Genomic DNA, 15,463 nt, shown 5'->3' with positions numbered 1-15,463 from the left:
GAGATTAAATTTTTATCCTTAAATAAATTAAAAAAAGTTGAGGAGCGGGGTTTTTGACACCTAATTTGGGTTTAAAAACATATCAAAGTGATTATATAGAATCATAGTAACAATTTTATAATACCCGTAATTTTAATCCATAACAGAGTCGAAGTAACAAATTAACCCCGTATCTATATGTTCAATTTTTAATGTTCCCCCTGTATAAAGCTCCGTTTGAAAATAGCTTGGTTTTTCTATCAAAGTCACCTTACCATAGAGTTCATTATCCAAGAACATGTATCCTTCGTTGTTAATGTAAAAACCATCATCCGGTTCGATTAATCCACCACACGGGCAATCATTACTGCTTACTAAAGCATCATCTTTAGTTTTGCAAGTATCAAAGTGCCAACCGACATTTGAAATTTCATCATAACTCATATCCATTAAATAATATTTGGTAATTTTGAATGGATAGTAAAATAGAACCATGCAAAACAGAATAAGAGCAATACGAGATAAAAATTTCAAAAATATTCAACCTTATTATTTTTCTAATCTTATAATTATCTAAATTTACTCTATATTTTTAATCATAACAACAATAACCAATAAAATTACTTTAGTGTTACGTTAGGTACTGCTAAACTAGCTCACATTTTAGTATATTCATTAGTACATTATTTTTTTCAGGATAAATTTATGCGAACCAGTAAATATCTTCTATCTACATTAAAAGAGACACCCACTGATGCTGAAGTGATAAGCCATCAATTAATGTTACGTGCCGGCATGATCCGTAAAGTTGCCGCTGGACTATATACTTGGCTACCCACTGGCTATCGTGTACTTAAAAAAGTTGAAAATATTGTTCGGGAAGAGATGAATAAAGCCGGTGCAATTGAAGTATTAATGCCTGTTGTACAGCCTGCTGATATTTGGCAAGAGAGTGGTCGTTGGGAACAATATGGTCCAGAGCTATTACGTATTAAAGACCGTGGTGACCGTGATTTTGTATTAGGCCCAACCCATGAGGAAGTGATCACTGACTTACTTCGTAATGAAGTCAGTTCCTATAAACAATTACCGCTTAATGTTTATCAAATTCAAACCAAATTCCGCGACGAAGTCCGCCCACGATTTGGGGTAATGCGTTCGCGTGAATTTATTATGAAAGATGCTTATTCGTTTCATACTTCACAAGAATCTTTACAAGAAACCTATGATGATATGTATAAGGCTTACAGTGCGGTATTTACTCGTGCAGGCTTAAATTTTAGAGCAGTGCGTGCTGATACGGGTTCTATTGGTGGCAACTGGTCGCATGAGTTCCAAGTATTAGCCGATAGTGGTGAAGATGATATTGTCTTTTCAACTGAATCTGACTACGCTGCTAATATTGAGATGGCACAAGCATTAGCACCAACGCAAAGCCGATCAGGACCAACTAAGGCAATAGAACTGGTTGATACACCTGATGCCAAAACAATTGATGAATTAGTTGCACAATTCAATTTACCGATTGAAAAAACAGTTAAAACACTCATGGTTAAGGCGACTAAAGAGAGTGGGCACCAACTTGTAGCTTTATTAGTCCGTGGTGATCATACGTTGAACGAAATCAAAGCGGAAAAAATTGATATTGTGGCATCACCGCTTGAATTTGCAACTGAAGAAGAAATTCGCGTGGTAGTGAATGCAGGACCTGGCTCTTTAGGACCAGTAAACCTTAATATGCCAATCATCATTGACCGTGATGTGGCAGTAATGAGTGATTTTAGTGCTGGCGCCAACATTGATCATAAACATTATTTCAATATCAATTGGGAAAGAGATGTCGCTTTACCTCGCATTGAAGATATTCGTAATGTGGTTGAAGGCGATATTAGCCCAGATGGTAAAGGGACATTACAAATTAAACGTGGTATTGAAGTTGGGCATATTTTCCAACTTGGTACTAAGTATTCAGAAGCAATGAAAGCAACTGTCCAAGGTGAAGATGGACAAAACCATGTGATGATCATGGGCTGTTATGGAATTGGGGTTAGCCGAATTGTTGCAGCTGCAATTGAACAATGCCATGACGATCGAGGGATTATTTGGCCAGAAGCGATTGCACCATTTAGTGTTGTCATTATTCCAATGAATATGCATAAATCAGAAAAAGTACAAGCCACTGCTGAAAAACTTTATGCCGATCTCCAAGCTCTGGGTATTGAAGTATTATTTGATGATCGTAAAGAGCGTCCTGGTGTTATGTTTGCAGATGCCGAACTTATTGGTATTCCTCATACTATCGTTATTGGTGAACGTAACCTTGATAATGGTGAAGTGGAATACAAACATCGTGCGGGTGGCGATAAAGAATTAATTAAAGTTGATGATATCGTTGAATTTATTAAAAAACGTCAACAATAAATTTAAGAATTAGATTTTAATATTGGAGCACAAATGGCCTGTAATAAAATATCCAAAATAACTAATATTTTCTTATTGTGTTACTTGTGCTTTATCATTAGTGGTTGCCAATCTAATATCAATTCTTTACATCTCCCCGATAATTTTTATCAAGTTTCTAATGATGTCTATCGCTCTGAGCAACCCAGTGTAGAGCAGATAGCGCAGCTTGATAAACTTGGCTTTAAAACCATTATAAATTTACGGCTATTTCACAGCGATCGAGAGTTAGTCGAAAATGCACAGATATCAGAAGTTTGGATTCGAATGCGGGCAGGTGATATTACTGATGAGAAAATGATCCAAGTAATGAAAGCGATTCATACCTCTCCTAAACCGATATTAATCCATTGTTGGCAAGGCAGTGATCGTACCGGCGTCACTATTGCTATGTACCGTTTGGTTTTTGAGAATTGGACTAAATCTCAAGCAATTAATGAGTTAATGCAAACTGAATTTGGTCATCACTACAATGTTTATCCTAACATACGAAAATACATTGAAAACGTTGATGTAGAATATATTCGCCATGCTGTATTTGAATAATTTCATTATTTAATTTAATAAACTAAATAGTCTTTATCAAATAAATAGCTCAATTTGATAAAAAATTCAAAGTGATATTGTCTTTTTTTTAAGCTAAAATGTTTCATAATCAAATTTTTTTATGAGTCATAAATATGTTAAAAAAAGCAATCGCATTGGTACTATCAACATCACTATTCTTACAAATTACACCTATTGTTTATGCAGCAGATAATATAACACTACCTGAGATGGGAACCGCAGCTGCAACCACATTAAGCATCGGGCAAGAAAAAGAGATGGGTGATTATTATGTGCGATTGTTACGAGGCAGTGCTCCTATAGCCAATGACCCTGTCTTAAATCAGTATATTAATAATTTAGGAAAAAAATTAGTTTCTAAATCTGAATCAGTTCAAACCCCTTTCCATTTTTATATAATGAAAAGTAATGTGCTCAATGCCTTTGCTTTTTTTGGCGGTAATGTTGTCATTCATTCAAGAATAATTATGGATACTGATAATGAAAGCCAATTAGCTTCGGTTATGGCTCACGAAATTGGGCATGTTACTCAACGCCATTTAGCTCGCGCTATGGAGGCTCAAAATAAAAATAGTCCTTATGTTTGGGGAGGAGCCTTAGGTTCATTACTATTAACATTAGCTAATCCAGAAGCGGGTATGGCGGCAATGACAACCACCATGGCAAGTTCGACACAGAGCATGATTAGTTTTACTCAATCAAATGAACAAGAAGCCGATAGGGTTGGGCTTAGAACCATAGCAAAAGCCGGATTTGATCCTCATGCATCTTCTGAATTTTTACAAAAACTGGCTGATCAAAGTCGCTTCAGTAGTAAACCGCCTGAAATTTTAATGACTCACCCATTACCGAATAGCCGTTTATCGGATATGCGCAATCGCTCTTTGCAATATTCTAAAAAAAATGTACCTTCCTCATTAAGTTATTATTTAGCTAAGGCCCGAATAGCAATACTTATGGGAAATAATAATACCGCTAAACTATTACTTGATAATTATCGCAAATTGAATACCGATCAAGGTAAAAAGGCGCTAACCTATGCCGTCGCATTAAGTAATTACAAAAGTAAAAATCTTGTTCAAGCAAAAATTCAATTGCAACCGTTATTAGATAATGATCCAGATAATATTTGGTACATTGATTTAATGACAGATATCAATTTAGAAAGTAATAATAATAAAGAAGCCATAGCTCGTTTACAATCTGCCTTAAAACGATCACCGGATAATGCTGTATTACAATTAAATCTTGCTAATGCTTATATAAAAGATGGCCAATATCAGCAAGCGGTGAGTTTATTGCATCGTTATACATTTGATCACAATGATGATACTAATGGTTGGGATTTACTGGTTACCGCTTATGGGGGAATAAAATCGAGAGCTCAAGAAATGAGTGCAAGGGCAGAATCAATCGCGCTTGAAGGACGTTTCCCAGAAGCAATTCAATTATTAACAAATGCTAGAGCTCAAGCTAAAGGTAATCAAACATTAATTTCAAAAATTGACGCAAGAATTAATCAATTAAAACAATTACAAAAACGTTACGCTGCTTATAGCAGAAGGTAGTCTGAATATTACTCGGCTAATAACTTAATTAGCCGAGTATACATGACAAAATTAACGGTAATTAATTGTTTAAATGATCGACATTATTATAAAACTTAACTGAAAATTCCCCTTCAGGCTTATCATCAGTTTGCTTATAGTTAACTACACTTATACTGGTATTTAACACTCGTGGGAAATAATCTTCATCACGATGTTTACGCCAATCTCCACCATTTAAAACACAAAGTAATATTCTTAAAACCGTACCATGTGATACAACTAAAATATTACCTTCATCTTGCGGTGCATTTTTTACGATAACATTTAAAGCTTCTTTCATACGAGAAAGTATATCAAGGTAGTTTTCACCTTGGTTAATAGATGAGTCAAAGTTTTCAGGATCGGTTAAATAAGTCGTGAATTCAGGTATTTCTTTTTTTAATGAAGGAACATGTTTGCCTTCCCAAAGACCAAAATCCATTTCTCTTAGATTATCAAGTTCAAAAGTCGGAATGACATTGTCATTTTCATGAATGATATAATCTCGAGTTTCTTTAGCCCGTTGTTGTGGGCTTGAGTAGGCTTGTATAAAAGGTATATTTTTCAGATGCTTTCCTGTGATTTGAGCGCCTAAAACACCATTTTCTGTCAAAGGCGAATTTTTCGATCCTTGCATTTGATCTTTAATATTCCATTCGGTTTGACCATGTCTAATTAAATATAAATTAAGATCTTTCATTATTGTTGATTACCTTCTCATTTAAATCATTGTTGATATTTATCATTTCTAATCTGGATTAAACAGTTTTGCAATATATTATCCATCGGGGCATGTAATTGCATCTCTTGTAAAGTTTTTGGATGAATAAATTTCACATTAGCTGCATGTAAAAATAATCGATTAAGTTTGCTTTTAGCTAATAATTCATCAAATTGGCTATCTCCGTAACGATCATCAAATGCTATTGGATGATTAACATATTGAGTGTGTACACGAATTTGATGCGTTCGTCCGGTTACGGGGCTAGCTTTTATTAATGTTGCAAAACCAAAGCGTTCTTCCACTTTGAATCGTGTTTCAGATGGCTTACCTTCTGCATTTACCTTAACCACGCGTTCACCACTTTTGAGTACATTTTTTAATAGTGGTGCTTGTACAACTTTACATTCAGAAGGCCAATTACCTTTCACTAAAGCTAAATAATTTTTTTGCATCTGTTTTAAACGAAGTTGTTGATGTAATGCTTTTAGTGCAGAACGTTTCTTAGCAATAAGTAAAACACCAGATGTTTCACGATCGATACGATGTACTAATTCTAAAAATTTGGCTTCAGGTCTTAATGCTCTTAATCCTTCAATAACGCCAAAACTTAAGCCACTTCCACCATGTACGGCAATGCCAGATGGTTTATTAATCGCAAGAATCACATCATCTTCATAAATAATTGATTTTTCTAAATCAGCAACTTTATTCAGTTTTTTTGAAATTTCAGGAACTGTTTTTTCTGAAACACGAATAGGTGGAATTCGAACCTCATCACCAATGGTTAATTTATATTCTGGCTTAATCCGCTTTTTGTTGACACGCACTTCCCCTTTTCTAAGTATGCGATAAATCATACTTTTAGGCACACCTTTAAGGTATGTTATTAAAAAGTTGTCAATTCGTTGTGTCACATTTTCTTCAGTGATTGTGACAAATGAGACTTGTAATTTTGTTTGTTGAACGTTTGAGTCCATAAGAAAAGATTAATCCACCCTTAATAAATAAAAGTCGTTTTACATTACTTAAAAATAAACTACACTAATGGTAATAAGAATAAGATTGGTTAATTTTAATAACCTTAATATAAAATGATTATAGCGGAATATGGAGGAATAAAATAGTATGTTGTATTTACTCAACCAATACTCTCGAGGAAGATTTGCTTGGTTTTTATTGTTTCTTTCCACCGCTATTTTTGAATTGACTGCTCTCTATTTCCAACACGGTTTAGGCCTAGCTCCTTGTACTTTATGTATTTATCAGCGATGTGCAATTTACGGTATAATGTTTGGCAGCATCGTTGGACTTATCAACCCCAAAAAATTAATATTTAGACTAGCTGGCATATTAATCTGGCTATTTAGCGCTTTTAAGGGGTTTGAATTAGCAACTTTTCATGCCCATTTGCAGTTCGAACCGGATTTAAGTGATACCTGTGCAATTAATGTCCAATTCCCTTCTTGGTTACCATTAAATGAATGGTTACCAAGCATGTTTAATGCTTATGGTTCTTGTTCTGAAAAAATCTGGTCGTTCTTAACTATTGAAATGTCGCAATGGATGATAATCATTTTTGCTTGCTATCTTTTTGTTAGTTTAATCATACTATTTTGCCAATTGTTTTCAGCTAATAAAAAGTCAATCTGGAGTAAATAAGTTTATTTCAACTGGCACTTTTTACCGAGTTTGTTAGAATGTGTGACAATTTAATTTGACAAATTATCACACTAAATGCTTTTGGAATATCATCCCCCCATTGATCCTTGGTTAACTATTTTATATCAAGATGATCATATTGTTGTGGTTAACAAACAACCTGGTATTTTGTCGGTTTCAGGAAATAAACCACAATTTATAGATAGTATTATTCATCGTTTACAACAAAAATATAGTTATGTTGAATCAGTCCATCGTCTAGATATGGCTACGAGTGGCATTATGGTTGCTGCTTTATCTAAATTAGCAGATAGAGAAATTAAAAAGCAGTTTAGAGAGCGTATACCTAAAAAAACATATATTGCTGTGGTCCACGGTCACCTTAAGGATAACGCAGGCCAAGTCGAACTCCCATTAATTTGTGATTGGCCTAATCGCCCAAGACAGATGGTAGATCATGAAAATGGCAAATATGCATTAACACATTATCAAGTTATTTCACGCAATAATGATAATACAACTCGGGTGGCATTGTTTCCATTTACAGGGCGCTCTCATCAATTAAGAGTGCATATGCAAGCTATAGGGCATCCTATTTTAGGCGATAAATTTTATGCTCATCCTGAAGCATTTTCAATGTCAAAAAGGTTATTGTTACATGCTCAACATCTAACAATAAATCATCCTAAAACCGGTGAAAGCCTGACATTCCGTTGTGAACCTAATTTTTAAAATTTAAGCGTACATATACTTGCTATACTTGATTAACTAATTACGATATAAAACTAATATCATGGAGTCATTAAATGCAGAAAATTGTTTTAGCCACTAATAACCAAGGAAAGGTCAATGAATTACAAACGCTTTTAGCCGATGCTGGATTTGATGTTATAGCCCAAAATAGCTTCAATGTTCCTGATATAGAAGAAACAGGCCTAACATTTATTGAAAATGCCATCTTAAAAGCAAGACATACCGCAAAAGTGACTCAACTACCGGCGATAGCAGATGATTCAGGTTTAGTTGTTCAAGCACTAAACGGGCAACCTGGTATCTATTCCGCTCGTTATGCGGGAGAACATGGTAATGACAAAAGCAATAATGAAAAGCTATTACTTGAATTAAAAGATGTGCCTAAAGAAAAAAGGACAGCATACTTTTATTGCGCACTCGCTTTTATGCGACACGAAAATGATCCTACACCAATCATCTGTTTAGGGAAATGGAATGGATTAATTATGAATGAACCTCATGGAAGTGGTGGTTTTGGTTATGATCCATTATTCTATATTCCTGAGCTTAATTGCAGTGCAGCAGAGTTAACTAAAGAACATAAAAGTCAGATTTCTCATCGTGGACAGGCTTTAAAACAGTTAATAGCTAAAATAAAAACAGATTATTAGAGAATTTATTTAGCTTATTGTTTCTTTTCATGAATTGCACATGTTGAACTAAACAGTATATACTAGTGCACCAATTATTTTGGAGTCGATATTGTGATATTGTTGATAGTAAGTGGCCGTTCTGGTTCAGGAAAATCAATTGCATTACGCGCATTAGAAGATATGGGTTTTTATTGTGTTGATAATATTCCCGTCGCATTATTACCGCAACTTGCAGAATCATTAAAAGATAACAATACACCTGTTGCGGTTAGTATCGATATTCGCAATTTACCAGCTAACTTTAATTTTGATCATGATATTTTTCAGCGATTACCATCCTCTGTTACTCCTGAAATAATCTTTTTTGATTGTAGTCGTAATACTCTGATCCGACGTTATAGCGAAACAAGACGAATACATCCACTAACCAATCAAAAATACTCTTTAGAAGAAGCCATTGATCTTGAAGAGAAGTATTTAGAGCCTTTAAAATCACACGCAAGTTTAGTTATAAATACTGATAATCTTTCAGTTCATGAGTTATCTAATATTCTTCGTTCACGGATTTTAGGAAAAAAAGAGCGGGAATTAACCATGATTTTTGAATCATTTGGCTTTAAACATGGTTTACCTGTCGATGCTGATTTCGTATTTGATGTAAGATTTTTACCTAACCCGCATTGGGATATATCATTACGTCCATTAACTGGCTTAGATGAGCCTGTTAAAAATTTCTTACTAAAACATGATGAAGTTACCAATTTCATTTATCAAACAGCCAATTATTTACAACAGTGGTTACCAATGTTAGAAAAAAATAATCGTAGCTATTTAACGATAGCCATCGGTTGTACAGGCGGGCAACACCGTTCTGTTTTTATTGCAGAACAATTAGCCGGGTTTTTTAAAGCGCAAAATAAACAAGTGCAAATTCGTCATCGAACACTTGAAAAAAAATAATTACTACTACTCTGAAAGTTCAAAATTTGGTAACTCCTCAAATCGTTTTTTATATTTTTCAAAAATATCTTTCAGAGTTAGCTTAGGTTTAGCCGGTTTAATTAATTCACTGACTTTAACTAATTCGATATTGTCAGGCAAATTAGCTAATTTTGCTCTTAAAACATTAACGGTTTGAGGATGTGGATGGCCAATGGCGATAGCATAACCATTTTTTTGCGCAATTTTAACTGCCAGATCAAACTGCTGACTAATAGCACTTTCTATCTGCTTATCATCTAAAAATACATCACGCCCAATTACAGTTATATTATAATCAGTTGCGGCATTTTTTACTTGAGTTTTACCTATCGTTTTACTATCCAAAAAAAACATTGAGTGATGACTTAATGCTTTCATAACATTGTGCATACCATTGAAATTTGATGTCATCAAACTGCCCATATGATTATTTACACCTATTGCATATGGAACTAGGGATACTGCATCATCAACAATTCTTTTTACTTCTGCTTCATCCATATAAGGAAATAGAGTATCTTTTTCTAGAGGTTGTTTCCCCATAGGAGCCATAGGTAAGTGAATAATCACATCATTACCATGTTGATGAGCAAAGGTTGCGATATGTTTGGCATTTGGTGAATGTGGTAAAACAGCAATTGTAATGTTGGGTGAAAATAAAATAATCTGTTCTTCATTATGTTGACGATAACCAAAATCATCAATCACTAACGCTAGTTTCGCAGCATATGCACTATTTACATTTAATAATAATATCCCTATATATAATATACGTTTAATCATTTTAACCAACCACTAGGATCTAATGCTTTACCATCTCGGCGAATTTCAAAATAAAGCCCAGGAGTATTTTGACCTCCGCTTGAACCAACAATTGCAATCGGCTGATCTGTCCTAACATTATCACCGACTTCTACTAAAACACGTTGGTTATAGCCATATAAACTCATATCGCCTTTACCGTGCTCAAGCGCAACCACAAAACCATAACCTTGCAGCCAGCTGGCTAGGATAACTCGACCATCAGTAATTGCTTTGACTTGTGTGCCATCTTTGGCATTTATCACCATTCCCTTCCAACGAAGTTCACCTTGCAAAGCCTCACCAAATCGATGAGCAATACTACCATTTACAGGCCAAAGAAATTGATTCTGTGGTTTACCAATACCACTAACTCGAGCCATTAATGCACGTTCATCCGCGTTAGGTGTATAATTTGTATTCTTTTGTTTTTCTTGGATATTTTTGGCTTGTCTTGCTTCTTCTTCCGCAATTCGACGGTTTTCTCTTTCTGCTTGAGCAATCTTAGCCTGTAATTTCGCTTCATTATCTTTAAGTTGAGCTAATTTTTGTTGATTTTTTTGCATTGATGATTCAAGAGAATTGATAGTTTTTTGGCGTTTTTGGTGATTTTTTTCTAAGGCTATTTGCTCTTGTTTTTGCTTGTTATGTAGTGTTTTTTGAGTGGCTTGCTTTTTTTGCAAAGCATTTTTCTTTTCATTGAGTTGTAATTGCGTTTCACGAAGCTTATTTATTTGTTGTTGTCTTGCTTCATTAATATAACGAAAATAAGTAATAAGGCGTTCATTACGCTCACTTTGTTCGCTAGCAAAGATCAACTTAAAATTGGTATTTTTTCCTAATTTAAATGCGCTTTCAAGCTGTTTGGATAACTCATCTCGTTGTTGATTTTGTTTAATGGTTAATTCATCAATTTGCTTGATTAAATTAGTAATTTCCCCATCTAATTTTTTTAGAGTAAGACCATTTTTTTCAATCGATGTAAGTAAATTAGCAATTTCAGTTTCTTGGTTTTTAAGATCATTGACCAATTGAGTCCGTTCTTTTGTTTGTTCTGCTAGGCGCTTTTCATGCTCTTTAATTGAACGACGCAATGATTCTAATTGTTGATTATCATCAGCATACACAAAATGTGTATTCATTAATCCAATAAATAAAATAATCAATAGATTACGATAAATAGACATGGCCTTTTTATTTATGATTTATTACCAAGCAATAAAGATAACTTTACTATACCTACAAATGTGTAAAGATGCAAAATGAAAACTATATTATGTAACTTTATTAATAAAAGTAATTAGGCATTTCACAAGCACTAATAAAAAGTATAAAATGTAGCACTATTTAATTTGTAGTAAAAATTAATTTAACCACAAAGATAACATCATGCAAAAGTTTAATGTCAAAACCTTTCAGGGTTTAATACTTACGTTACAAGATTATTGGGCTAATCAAGGTTGTACAGTGATTCAGCCATTAGATATGGAAGTCGGCGCAGGTACTTCTCATCCAATGACCTGTTTAAGAGCACTTGGTCCTGAACCGATTAATGCTGCTTACGTTCAACCTTCTCGTCGCCCTACTGATGGTCGTTATGGTGAAAATCCTAATAGGTTACAACATTATTACCAATTCCAAGTTATCTTAAAACCATCACCAGATAATATCCAAGAACTTTACTTAGGATCACTAAAAGAGCTTGGTCTTGATCCAACTGTTAACGATATCCGTTTTGTAGAAGACAATTGGGAAAATCCAACATTAGGTGCATGGGGATTAGGTTGGGAAGTTTGGTTAAACGGTATGGAAGTGACCCAATTTACCTATTTCCAACAAGTTGGTGGTCTTGAGTGTAAACCGGTGACTGGAGAGATTACTTATGGTTTAGAACGCCTTGCTATGTATATTCAAGGTGTAGATAGCGTTTATGATTTAATCTGGAGTGATGGCGCATTTGGTAAAACCACTTATGGTGATGTTTTTCACCAAAACGAAGTTGAACAATCCACTTATAATTTCGAGTACGCTAATATTGATTTCTTATTTTATTGTTTTGAACAACATGAAAAAGAAGCAAAAATGTTACTTGAATTAGAAAAACCTCTACCGCTACCTGCTTATGAACGTATTTTAAAAGCAGCTCACTGCTTCAATTTACTTGATGCCCGCAAAGCTATTTCAGTAACTGAGCGACAACGTTACATATTGCGTATCAGAACATTAACAAAAATGGTTGCTGAAGCATATTACGCCTCTCGTGAAGCACTTGGATTTCCAATGTGCCAAAATAAACGTTCTAACCAAAATGCATCAAAGTAGGAATTGATATATTATGCAAAAAACATTTCTAGTAGAAATCGGTACTGAAGAGTTACCACCGAAATCACTCCGCACTTTGGCTGAAAGCTTTGCAGCTAATTTTATTGAACAACTTGATAATGCTAACTTAGAACATGGTGAGGTACTTTGGTTTGCATCGCCGCGCCGTTTAGCTTTAAAAGTATTGAATTTAAATGACACTCAACCAGATAGCCAAGTTGTTAAACGCGGTCCTGCGGTAAGTGCCGCATTTGATGCAAATGGTAAACCAACAAAAGCAGCAGAAGGCTGGGCTAGAGGATGTGGCATCGATATCTCTCAAGCAGAGCGCATTCAAACAGATAAAGGCGAATGGTTATCTTATACTCATAATCAAAAAGGACAGCCTGTTGTTAATTTATTATGTGATATGGTTAAAAATGCATTAAATAAATTACCTATTCCTAAACCTATGCGCTGGGCAGCTCGCCAAGTTGAATTTATCAGACCAAGCCATACTGTAACTATGCTATATGGTGATCAACTTGTACCGGGCGTCATTTTAGACATTCAATCAGATCGTATTATTCGCGGACACCGCTTTATGGGTGAACAAGAATTTACCATTGATAATGCTGACCAATATCCTGAAATCCTTGAACAACGAGGCAAAGTTATTGCTGACTATAACAAGCGAAAATCAATCATTAAGCAGCAAGCTCAAGAAGCTGCTGAAAAACTTAATGGTAAAGCAGATTTAACTGAAAGCTTACTTGAAGAAGTTTCATCATTGGTTGAATGGCCTGTAGTATTAACAGCAAAATTTGAAGAAAGATTTTTAGAAGTTCCAGCCGAGTCATTGGTATATACGATGAAAGGCGATCAAAAATATTTCCCTGTCTATGATAAACAAGGAAAACTATTACCAAACTTCATCTTCGTTGCAAATATTGAATCAAAAGATCCTCAAGTTGTTATTTCTGGTAATGAAAAAGTGGTTCGTCCTCGTTTAGCTGATGCCGAATTTTTCTATAGAACAGACTTAAAACAACGTTTGGAAGATCGCCTTCCTCGCCTTGAGACGGTTTTATTTCAACAACAACTTGGTACAGTTAAAGATAAAGCACTTCGTATTGAAGCCTTATCTGGCTTCATCGCCGAAAAAATTGGTGCTGACACTGAACAAGCCAAACGTGCAGGGAAATTAACTAAATGTGATTTAGTTACTAACACGGTGTTTGAATTTCCTGAAACACAAGGCATCATAGGTCGATATATAGCGATTAAAGATGGTGAAAGTATTGAAGTCGCTACCGCTATTGAAGAACAATATAAACCTCGTTTTTCAGGCGATGAACTACCAAGTACTCCTGTGTCTAGTGCGGTATCTATTGCCGAAAAAATGGATACATTAGCCGGTATTTTTGGTATTGGTCAACATCCTAAAGGTGATAAAGATCCATTTGCACTTCGCCGTGCAGCTATTGGTGTATTACGTATTATTGTTGAAAAAAGCTTACCTCTTGATTTAGTTGAGCTAGCAAGTTTTGCCACATCTTTATATGGAAATAAATTAACCAACAACAATGTTGTTATAGATATTGTTAATTTTATGCAAGGTCGATTCCGAGCATGGTATCAAGAAAAAGGATTTGCGATAGATACCATTCAGGCTGTCTTGGCAATTAATCCAACCAAGCCTGCAGATTTTGATACCCGCGTTAATGCGGTAACACATTTTAGAACGTTACCTGAAGCTTCTTCATTAGCAGAAGCAAATAAACGTGTATCAAATATTTTGTCTAAATCTGAAAACGCTATCCCTGAAAATATTAACGCTTCACTTCTTGAAACGGGAGCAGAAAGCGAATTAGCTATGCAAATAGCAATATTGACAGATAAGTTAGCACCTTACTTTACTGAAGGTCGATATCAAGATGCCTTAATTGAATTAGCATCACTTAAAGCACCTATTGATACATTTTTTGAGAAAGTAATGGTAATGGTTGATGACGAAAAAATTAAACTAAACCGATTGGCTCTTTTGAAAAAATTACAAAATTTATTTTTGAAGGTTGCCGATATTTCTATACTACAATCATAACTTTTGAATTAAATATAAAGACCGTGGTAATACTAGTATTACCACCCATAAGGAAAAACGATGGACTCACAAAACAATTTATCATTTTTAGTTACTTTTGAAAAAACAGTTAACTTTATTCGCAATAGATTCCCAATAATCGCAATCGCAAGCGTAGTGCTTGCATTAGCTAATTCAGTATTATCGTATATTATTTTTGATCCAGCTGCTCTTGCAGCAAGCATGGTCTATTACGCAAATCCAGCTCAAGTTCTTAGTTCATTATTTGGAAAAGTATTGCTTTTATCAATTGTCTTTCTCTTTATTGCTGCCGTGACAATTGGTATTATTTATAATTTAACTACTAGTGACAAATTTGATATGAAATTAGTGTCACAACGCATATTACCTGCTTTTCTAAATCTTGCAGGATTTACCGCTATTTATTTTATTATTTTAATTATAGGAATAATTTTGCTTTCTTTAATTATGTGGATTATCGGAATGATATTACCCCAACAGTTAATTGCTTTATTAACTTTATTGATAGCTTTTGTTATATTTCTTGTATTAAGCATCATTGCGAATTACTTTAGTGCTTCATTAATCGTTCCTGATTCAATGGGATTTTTTCAAAGATTTGTTGGTAGCCATAAATTAGCTGTAACAAAATGGAAAGCACCTTTACTAATGATATTAATTTCTTGTGGTATTACTATCGTTCTAGGGCTTATTAATTACTTATTGGGTAATAATATTATTGTAACGACTATTACTTCAATAGTATCTATGTTTGTTAGTTTCTTTGTATGTAGCTTCTTCTATCGCTTGTACAACGCATCTAATAATGTTGAATTACCGAAACTAGATGATAATAATCAAAACAATCAACAAATCATCTCTTAATTTTTTTAATGTAGTATAGTTTAGTTTA

Annotated in this window: 15 protein-coding genes; 10 read left to right on the top strand and 5 right to left on the bottom strand. The window is 34.4% G+C overall.

Annotated features, from left to right (window positions below):
• Positions 1-132: 132 nt before the first annotated feature.
• Positions 133-513 carry a hypothetical protein gene (locus tag J3T98_RS05465; RefSeq protein WP_220225583.1) on the bottom strand — a complete coding sequence of 127 codons (381 nt, stop codon included), beginning with the start codon at positions 511-513 and terminating at the stop codon, positions 133-135.
• A gap of 171 nt (positions 514-684) precedes the next feature.
• On the opposite strand from J3T98_RS05465, the gene proS reads away from it, so the two are divergent.
• From proS to J3T98_RS05450, 3 genes are all read left to right on the top strand, one after another.
• Entirely contained in the window at positions 685-2,400 is a 1,716-nt protein-coding gene (gene proS / locus J3T98_RS05460; protein ID WP_267362334.1) for a proline--tRNA ligase, read from the top strand.
• Positions 2,401-2,433: 33 nt separating this feature from the next.
• On the top strand, positions 2,434-2,985 hold the full coding sequence (locus J3T98_RS05455) for a tyrosine-protein phosphatase (RefSeq protein WP_065735038.1): 552 nt from the start codon (positions 2,434-2,436) through the stop codon (positions 2,983-2,985).
• Between the two features lie 134 nt (positions 2,986-3,119).
• Entirely contained in the window at positions 3,120-4,574 is a 1,455-nt protein-coding gene (locus J3T98_RS05450) for a M48 family metalloprotease (protein ID WP_267362333.1), read from the top strand.
• 61 nt (positions 4,575-4,635) lie between these two features.
• Here J3T98_RS05450 and J3T98_RS05445 read toward each other — a convergent pair whose 3' ends face one another.
• Together J3T98_RS05445 and rluC are read right to left on the bottom strand one after the other, a co-directional pair.
• The gene (locus tag J3T98_RS05445; protein ID WP_267362331.1) at positions 4,636-5,295 is read right to left on the bottom strand and encodes a histidine phosphatase family protein; all 660 of its coding nucleotides are present in this window, start codon (positions 5,293-5,295) and stop codon (positions 4,636-4,638) included.
• A gap of 26 nt (positions 5,296-5,321) precedes the next feature.
• Entirely contained in the window at positions 5,322-6,296 is a 975-nt protein-coding gene (gene rluC, locus J3T98_RS05440) for a 23S rRNA pseudouridine(955/2504/2580) synthase RluC (protein WP_267362330.1), read from the bottom strand.
• 148 nt (positions 6,297-6,444) lie between these two features.
• Here rluC and dsbB point away from each other — a divergent pair, with 148 nt between their 5' ends.
• From dsbB to rapZ, 4 genes are all read left to right on the top strand, one after another.
• Positions 6,445-6,978: a disulfide bond formation protein DsbB gene (dsbB, locus tag J3T98_RS05435; RefSeq protein ID WP_065735035.1), complete on the top strand. Its 534-nt coding sequence runs from the start codon at positions 6,445-6,447 to the stop codon at positions 6,976-6,978.
• A gap of 75 nt (positions 6,979-7,053) precedes the next feature.
• On the top strand, positions 7,054-7,710 hold the full coding sequence (gene rluA / locus J3T98_RS05430) for a bifunctional tRNA pseudouridine(32) synthase/23S rRNA pseudouridine(746) synthase RluA (protein ID WP_267362329.1): 657 nt from the start codon (positions 7,054-7,056) through the stop codon (positions 7,708-7,710).
• 74 nt (positions 7,711-7,784) lie between these two features.
• On the top strand, positions 7,785-8,381 hold the full coding sequence (locus tag J3T98_RS05425; RefSeq protein WP_065735034.1) for an XTP/dITP diphosphatase: 597 nt from the start codon (positions 7,785-7,787) through the stop codon (positions 8,379-8,381).
• A gap of 93 nt (positions 8,382-8,474) precedes the next feature.
• On the top strand, positions 8,475-9,323 hold the full coding sequence (gene rapZ / locus J3T98_RS05420) for an RNase adapter RapZ (protein WP_065735033.1): 849 nt from the start codon (positions 8,475-8,477) through the stop codon (positions 9,321-9,323).
• A 6-nt stretch (positions 9,324-9,329) separates the two neighbouring features.
• On the opposite strand, the gene J3T98_RS05415 is transcribed toward rapZ, so the two are convergent.
• Complete coding sequence (locus J3T98_RS05415) at positions 9,330-10,127, bottom strand: divergent polysaccharide deacetylase family protein (RefSeq protein WP_065735032.1); 798 nt, start codon at positions 10,125-10,127, stop codon at positions 9,330-9,332.
• Complete coding sequence (gene envC / locus J3T98_RS05410; RefSeq protein ID WP_267330946.1) at positions 10,124-11,332, bottom strand: murein hydrolase activator EnvC; 1,209 nt, start codon at positions 11,330-11,332, stop codon at positions 10,124-10,126. The genes J3T98_RS05415 and envC overlap by 4 nt, the downstream gene beginning before the upstream one ends.
• A gap of 202 nt (positions 11,333-11,534) precedes the next feature.
• Between envC and glyQ the strand changes: the two genes are divergently transcribed.
• From glyQ to J3T98_RS05395, 3 genes are read left to right on the top strand one after another with little or no spacing between them, the layout of a single operon-like run.
• Complete coding sequence (gene glyQ, locus J3T98_RS05405) at positions 11,535-12,467, top strand: glycine--tRNA ligase subunit alpha (RefSeq protein WP_065562010.1); 933 nt, start codon at positions 11,535-11,537, stop codon at positions 12,465-12,467.
• Between the two features lie 10 nt (positions 12,468-12,477).
• Complete coding sequence (gene glyS / locus J3T98_RS05400) at positions 12,478-14,550, top strand: glycine--tRNA ligase subunit beta (protein ID WP_065735030.1); 2,073 nt, start codon at positions 12,478-12,480, stop codon at positions 14,548-14,550.
• Between the two features lie 60 nt (positions 14,551-14,610).
• A complete protein-coding gene (locus tag J3T98_RS05395) occupies positions 14,611-15,435 on the top strand; it encodes a hypothetical protein (RefSeq protein WP_267330944.1) in 825 nt (274 codons plus the stop codon).
• The last annotated feature ends 28 nt before the right edge of the window (positions 15,436-15,463 follow it).

It is taken from the genome of Gilliamella sp. B2772 (assembly GCF_026536985.1).
GTDB lineage: Bacteria > Pseudomonadota > Gammaproteobacteria > Enterobacterales > Orbaceae > Gilliamella > Gilliamella apicola_E.
The sequence above is the reverse complement of the archived record's forward strand: the minus strand, read 5'-3'. Positions and strand labels throughout refer to the sequence as shown.

What these genes read in the sequence shown, in the direction of transcription:
- glyQ (WP_065562010.1), top strand. Translation starts at nt 11,535, where the DNA reads ATGCAAAAGTTTAATGTCAAAACCTTTCAGGGTTTAATACTTACGTTA.
- rluA (WP_267362329.1), top strand. Translation starts at nt 7,054, where the DNA reads ATGCTTTTGGAATATCATCCCCCCATTGATCCTTGGTTAACTATTTTA.
- J3T98_RS05415 (WP_065735032.1), bottom strand. Translation starts at nt 10,127, where the DNA reads ATGATTAAACGTATATTATATATAGGGATATTATTATTAAATGTAAAT.
- J3T98_RS05445 (WP_267362331.1), bottom strand. Translation starts at nt 5,295, where the DNA reads ATGAAAGATCTTAATTTATATTTAATTAGACATGGTCAAACCGAATGG.
- rluC (WP_267362330.1), bottom strand. Translation starts at nt 6,296, where the DNA reads ATGGACTCAAACGTTCAACAAACAAAATTACAAGTCTCATTTGTCACA.
- J3T98_RS05395 (WP_267330944.1), top strand. Translation starts at nt 14,611, where the DNA reads ATGGACTCACAAAACAATTTATCATTTTTAGTTACTTTTGAAAAAACA.
- envC (WP_267330946.1), bottom strand. Translation starts at nt 11,332, where the DNA reads ATGTCTATTTATCGTAATCTATTGATTATTTTATTTATTGGATTAATG.
- proS (WP_267362334.1), top strand. Translation starts at nt 685, where the DNA reads ATGCGAACCAGTAAATATCTTCTATCTACATTAAAAGAGACACCCACT.
- J3T98_RS05455 (WP_065735038.1), top strand. Translation starts at nt 2,434, where the DNA reads ATGGCCTGTAATAAAATATCCAAAATAACTAATATTTTCTTATTGTGT.
- dsbB (WP_065735035.1), top strand. Translation starts at nt 6,445, where the DNA reads ATGTTGTATTTACTCAACCAATACTCTCGAGGAAGATTTGCTTGGTTT.
- J3T98_RS05425 (WP_065735034.1), top strand. Translation starts at nt 7,785, where the DNA reads ATGCAGAAAATTGTTTTAGCCACTAATAACCAAGGAAAGGTCAATGAA.
- J3T98_RS05450 (WP_267362333.1), top strand. Translation starts at nt 3,120, where the DNA reads ATGTTAAAAAAAGCAATCGCATTGGTACTATCAACATCACTATTCTTA.